A 6,198-nucleotide genomic window follows, 5' to 3' on the forward strand; every position below is an offset into this window, starting at 1 on the left:
CCTCGCCTTTTGACCGTATCCTCTCCACTCGCTTCGGCGCCGCTGCCGTCGACCTCATCGCCCGCGGTGAGTTCGGCAAGATGGTTTGTCTGCGCGGTTCCCGCATCGAGAGCGTCCCCATCGCGGAAGCGATCGGGGCCATGAAGACCGTGGATCCCAACAGCGAGATCGTGGCCGCGGCCCGCGCCATCGGCATCAGCTTCGGCGATTAGAAGCTATCTCGTAAATGCTCGTAGCTTGGATTTGTATCAGGGCACGGCTTCTGCCGTGCCGAAAAGCTAGAATCGCTCATCCCGCAGGCCCCGGCCGAACCGTCCTGAGCAACACCTGCAGGGTGCCTCCGACCTTCTGCTCGGCGCTATAGTGAAACCCGGAGATTCGTGCGCATTCGCCGGTTCATTTTCGCCTCCACTCTCATCGCCATCCTGCTCGCCGGCTGCGGCCGCGACGGCGAACCGAAGCCGCAGGAGATCGCCTACGTGGTTGCGCCGCAGGCCACGCTGCGCGATCGTTTGGCCGCCGTCTACAACAAGGTCGGTGCGGTGGAGAATGGCGATCGCGTCGAGGTGCTGGAAACCCAAAAGCGTATGGCCCGCGTCCGGACCGCCACCGGAGCCGTGGGCTGGATCGAGATGCGCCACCTGGTCGGCGAGGAGGTGTTCCGCGCCTTCCAGGACCTGCGGGTTCAGCACCAGCGCGACCCCGCGGCCTCGCGCGCTCGCACCCGCGCCGATTTGAACATGCACTCCACTCCCGGTCGCGATGCGCCTCGCTTGTATCAGCTGAGAGCGGAGGAGGAGGTCGAGCTGCTCCAGCGCGCCACCCAACCCAAGCCGGTGACGCAAGCCCCCGCAGCCCCGAAGGCTGGCGCCGGTCCGCCTCCGCCGGTTCTGGAAGACTGGTGGCTCGCCCGCGACTCTCGCGGTCGCATCGGCTGGGTCCTGGGCCGCATGGTGGACATTGTGTGCCCGCTCGAAGTCGCCCAGTACGCCGAAGGCAAACGCATTGTCGCCTGTCCGGTTCTCAGCCAGGTCGAGGACGACGGCAGGAAGGTGCCGCAATACCTCATGGTCCTCACCGAGCCGCGCGACGGCCTGCCCTACGACTATGCCCAGGTGCGTGTCTTCACCTGGAACACGGCGCGCGACCGCTATGAGACCGCCTATCGTGAGCGCAACCTGAACGGGGTGCTGCCCGTGCCGGTCGGTCGCGAGGACTTCGAGAAGGAAGGCAACCTGCCCGTCTTTACCCTGCGCCTCCGCCAGGAAGACGCCTCGCTCGCCGAGCGCAAGTACAAAATGAATGGCGTGATGGTCCGCCGCGTCCTGGCTCCGGGCGAAAATCCACCGCCTGCCTCACGCCGCGGCCGGCGCTAGCTGAAACCGAGTATTCCTCGAGCTCAGCGGATCAGCACTCCGCTCGCCGGCTATGTGCTAATCGCTAATTGCTGATTGCTGTTCTACGAGTAGAAATCCGCGATCGTATCCACCACGTGCGCCTGCTCGGCTTCGGTGAGTTCCGGGAAGATGGGCAGCGCCAGGATTTCCTTGGCGGCTCGCTCCGCTTCCGGAAAGTTCCCGTCGCCATGGCCCAGGTAGGCCAGGCATTTCTGCAGGTGCAGCGGCAGCGGGTAGTAGATTTCCGCGCCGATGCCCTGCTTGGCCAGGTACGCGCGCAAGTCGTCGCGCCGTCGCGCGCGGATCGTGTACTGGTGGAAAACATGATGCGCTTCGGGCAGCGTGTAGGGCAGGGAGATCGGATGCGATGGTGATTCACCCGGCGCTGCTCCCGGCATGCCCAGGCCTGCTTCCTGGAAGAGTCGATCGTAGGTCACCGCCCGCTGCCGTCGTTCCGCGTTCCACTTTTCCAGGTGTTTCAGCTTCACCCGCAACACTGCCGCTTGCAGCGCATCCAGCCGGCTGTTCCAGCCCAGGGCTTCGTGGAAGTAGCGCTCCCGGCTGCCGTGATGTCGCAGCAGTCGCACTCGCTCTGCCAACCCCGGGTCTACCGTGGTCACGCACCCCGCGTCTCCGTACGCGCCCAGGTTCTTGGTGGGATAGAAGCTCAGTGCTGCCCCTGTGCCGAGGGAGCCTGCGCGGCGGCCGCGCCACCCCGCTCCGATGGCTTGTGCCGCGTCTTCCAACACGTTGAGCTTGTACTGCGCGCCCAGCCGCAGGAACTGGTCCATGTTGGCGCACTGCCCGTAGAGGTGCACTACCAGCACGCACTTGAGCTTGGCGGAGGGTTGCCGCTGGATGCGTTGCTCCACCGCGTCTGCGTCCAGGTTCAGCGTTCGTGGATCGATGTCCGCGTACACTGGCCGGGCTCCCGCGCGCAGAATCGCGCTGGTGGAGGCGAAAAAGCTGAAGGGCGTGGTGATGACCTCGTCCCCCGGCTCCACCCCGGCCGCCAACAGCATCAGCCAGAGGGCGTCGGTGCCCGAGGCGCAGCCCACCGCCGAAGACGCTCCGCAGTACGAGGCGATTTCGCGCTCCAGGCTGCGTACCTCTTCCCCCAGTATGAAGTGCTGCGAACTGCATACGCGCTCGATCGCCGCCAGCACTTCGGTCCGGATCTGCGCGTACTGCCGCTTCAGATCGAGCAGCGGCACCTGCCCGATCCCGGTGGCCGCGCTCGGCTGGGCTGCGGACGGATGGGTCACAAGGGCTGGAATTGTACCGCTTTCCCAAGTCAACCGGGGCAGGGAGGAGGCAGGCGGATGCTGGCCGCTATCTACCGCCGCCACCCAGGCGCCGATGGCCCGCCGCAGCGCTTGGACATCCACACCCAACAGCCCTTTCGGATGTTCCGCCAGCTTGGCGTCCCCGCGCCGCACCAGAGACCGTGCGCCAGCGATGTTGCCGGTGGAGTAATGGTGCAGCCCCACGGCTACCTGGATCAGGCCCTGCAGCAGGCGCTTTTCTGGTCCCACGGCCTGACGCCAGACGTCTTCCAACGCCTCGTGGGCGTCAAAAAAGCGCCCTTGGTTGAACAACTCAAGCCCGTGTTTAAGGGTGGTCTCGTCCAATCGTCGCTTCAGCCCTGATTACCCTCTGTTCATCACCAAGTTAGACCGAATCGTACGGTGACATACGTAATTTCATATCACCTGACAGGCTCGGCTACTACAAAGCGTAAAAGTTCGCCGCGATTTTTGGGTAACTTGTTGACAAATATGACGTTAGTACCACTCACCATTTGGTTGTACAAGTGCTCATGCCAAGAGTGTCGTATCCGCGACCAGACGGACATTCCTCTGGCAAGTTCTCCCAAGAGAACCTCATTAGGAGGCAAGATGGAAGGCGACTTTAGCAGAAAAGTCAGCTCACTGTTTATCCTCCTGTTGCTGACCACAAGCTTGGCCTTTGGCCAAGGCATTGTCACCGGGTCGATTGTTGGCACGGTGCAGGACCAGCAGCAGGCGGTTGTCAGTGGAGCCAAGATTACCGCAAAGAACGCGGCAACCAACCTCTCCTATTCTGGCGATAGCAGCGCCGCCGGGACTTTCGCCCTGCGTGGGCTGCCCCAGGGCACCTACTCGGTGAGCATTGAAGCCAGCGGCTTCTCCAAGCTCCAGATCGCCAACGTCACGGTCAGCCCCGGCCTCGATACCAACCTGGGTATTCGCAGCCTGACCGTCGGCGCGGCCGAGGAAGTGATCAACGTGGAAGGCGCGGCGCCCCTGGTCGAGAGCACGACCAGTGCCATCACCAACACGTTTGACAACAAGAAAATCACCACTCTGCCCACGGGCATCAACTTCGACAACCTGGCACTGTATGCGCCCGGCGTGGCTGCCGGCGGCGCCGCCGGTCGGGGCAACTCCAACGGCGCGCAGCTCTCCGTCAACGGCCAGCGCACCCGTTCCAACAACTTTCAGATCGACGGCCAGTACAATAACGACAACTCCGTCGCCGGCCCGGGCATCTTCCTGGAAAATCCGGACCTGCTCTCTGAGTTCCAGATCAGCAACAACTACAGCGCAGAGTTCGGCCGCAACACCGGCTCGGTCATCAACTACGTGACCAAATCAGGAACCAACGCTTTCCACGGCACCGCCTTCTGGTTCTACCGCGGGTCGCGTTTTGATTCGCTCAACAAGGAAGAGAAGAGCCCGGTCTTCGGCTTCTGCCGTCCGGGTGAAGATCCGACCGTGGTGGGCTGTGAGCCTGTCAAGCGCTTCCGCGACACCAACAACATCTTCGGCTTCACCTTCGGCGGTCCCATCATCAAGGACAAGGGCTGGTTCTTCATTTCCGGGACATGGGACCGTGACCGTACCGGTGGCTCCCCTGCGCAAGCGGGCCAGATCGCTCCAACACCGGCCGGTTTGGCCACTTTGAACGCCGCTTTCCCAGGCAACGCCGGCGTAGCAGCCCTGCTGGCGGCTTCCCCGGGCGCTGACTACTTTGCGAACTTCAGCCGGTCTTTCACCAACCTGGAAACAAGAGCGGTTACCGATGGCGTGACGAATGCCAACGTTGAGTTTGGCACGCCCAGCTTCGCTCCAGCCTCGGTCTTCAACCTCGAGCAATGGACGGCGAAGGTGGACTGGCAGCTCACCAGCAAGGACCGCGTGTTCTTCCGCTACGTGCGTGATTTTGAAGTCCTCACCAACAGCGACGCCTTCGGTACCGGATCGGCGGGCCTGTTCACCGACATTCCTTCCGGCGGCAAGCAGTACGGCGGCGATTGGACCCGCACCTGGTCTCCGACCTTCGTCAACCAGTTGCGCTTCGGTCACGCTTTCCTCAACGTCGGTTTCGAGGATGGCACCTTCCCCTGCAACCGCAGCAACTTCACCGAGTGCTTCCCCCGCGTGGGCTTCCAGGACACCGACTTCCTGGGCTGGGGCATGCTCACCAATGCGCCCCAAGGGCGCACGGTGAAGAACTACCAGGTGCAGGACAACGCCACCTGGGTCAAGGGCCGGCACAGCCTCAAGTTCGGCGGCGAGTATGACCGTCAGGATTCTCCCTCGGACTTCCTGCCGGGGGCTAACGGCTCCTACACTTTCGCCAACTACGACACGCTCATCCAGAACACGCCGTCCGCGTTCTCCCTTACCGATGGCCCCCTGGGCTTCCCGTTCGTCGAGAACGACGTGTACCTCTACTTCCAGGACGACTGGCGCGTCAAGGACAACCTGACCTTGAATCTGGGCGTGCGCTGGGAGTGGACCAGCCAGTCCATCAACCTGCTGCACGACCTGGCGGTTGCCAATCAGGCGGGCTCCAATCCCTTCTGGGACACCAGCCTGCCGGAGAACGTGATTGCCCCACCGCTGGTTCCGGATGACTTCAACAACTTCGCGCCGGTCGTTGGCTTTGCCTGGACGCCCCGCATCTTCGAGAGCATCCTGGGCAAGGACAAGACCGTCATCCGCGGCGGTTTCCGCATCTCCTACGACCCGGCGTTCTACAACATTCACCTGAACGTCGCCACCTCGGCTCCGGTGGTCAACGCCTCCGGCACGCTGACCGGTGCAGTGGGAGTCGCCATTCCGGGTCTGCCGGGCACAGCAACCTTCACGGGAAACGATGTTCGTGCGGTTGGCCTGGCTTTCATCCCCACCGGCGTCAATCCCGGCTTCCGCACCCAGACCACGGTATCGGACGACTTCCGCAACCCGTATACCCAACAGTGGAGCTTGGGCATGCAACGGGAAATCAACTCCAAGGTCGCGTTCGAAGTCCGCTACCTGGGCAGCCACACCGTGGGCCAGTTCCAGTCACTCAACGCCAATCCTTCGCTGGCTAGCCTGATTGACAACGGCTTCGACGGTAGCGTTGCCGGCCGGCAGGACGTCATCCCGGATGGCATCACGCCGTGTCTGGACAACGGACCGGACGGCTTGACCGGAACCGCGGCAACCAGCGCCGACGATCCTCCCGGCCGGGCCAGCCGCTATGCAGATTGCAACTTCCGCAACCGGCTGACGCGGGCCAACACTGCCTTCGCCATCTACCACTCCCTGCAGTCGCGGTTCGACATCCGCAACTGGCATGGGATCACTTCCACGCTGTCCTATACGTGGAGCAAGAACATCGACAACGCCAGCGAAATCTTCACCACCGGTGGCGTTGGTCTGTTCACGGTCAACCCCAACCCATTCAGCTCCGTGGCCCTGAGCCGTGGCAACAGCCTGTTCGATTACCGCCACTTGCTGGGACTGCAGTTCATCTATGACCTGCCGTT

4 protein-coding genes are annotated in these 6,198 nt (G+C 63.0%); 3 read left to right on the forward strand and 1 reads right to left on the reverse strand.

Features of this window, described 5'->3' with window-relative positions:
* A partial coding sequence (locus tag VLE48_01835) for a hypothetical protein (GenBank protein ID HSA91725.1) occupies positions 1-212 on the forward strand: 212 nt, incomplete at its 5' end.
* Between the two features lie 168 nt (positions 213-380).
* Positions 381-1,376, forward strand: coding sequence for an SH3 domain-containing protein (locus VLE48_01840; protein HSA91726.1), 996 nt, complete (start codon positions 381-383; stop codon positions 1,374-1,376).
* Between the two features lie 83 nt (positions 1,377-1,459).
* Here the strand turns inward: VLE48_01840 and VLE48_01845 are convergent, their stop codons facing one another.
* Positions 1,460-3,028: an aminotransferase class I/II-fold pyridoxal phosphate-dependent enzyme gene (locus VLE48_01845; GenBank protein ID HSA91727.1), complete on the reverse strand. Its 1,569-nt coding sequence runs from the start codon at positions 3,026-3,028 to the stop codon at positions 1,460-1,462.
* Between the two features lie 267 nt (positions 3,029-3,295).
* Here VLE48_01845 and VLE48_01850 point away from each other — a divergent pair.
* On the forward strand, positions 3,296-6,198 hold a 2,903-nt coding region (locus VLE48_01850; GenBank protein HSA91728.1), incomplete at its 3' end, for a TonB-dependent receptor.

Source organism: Terriglobales bacterium (assembly GCA_035454605.1).
Lineage (GTDB): Bacteria > Acidobacteriota > Terriglobia > Terriglobales > Acidobacteriaceae > DATMAB01.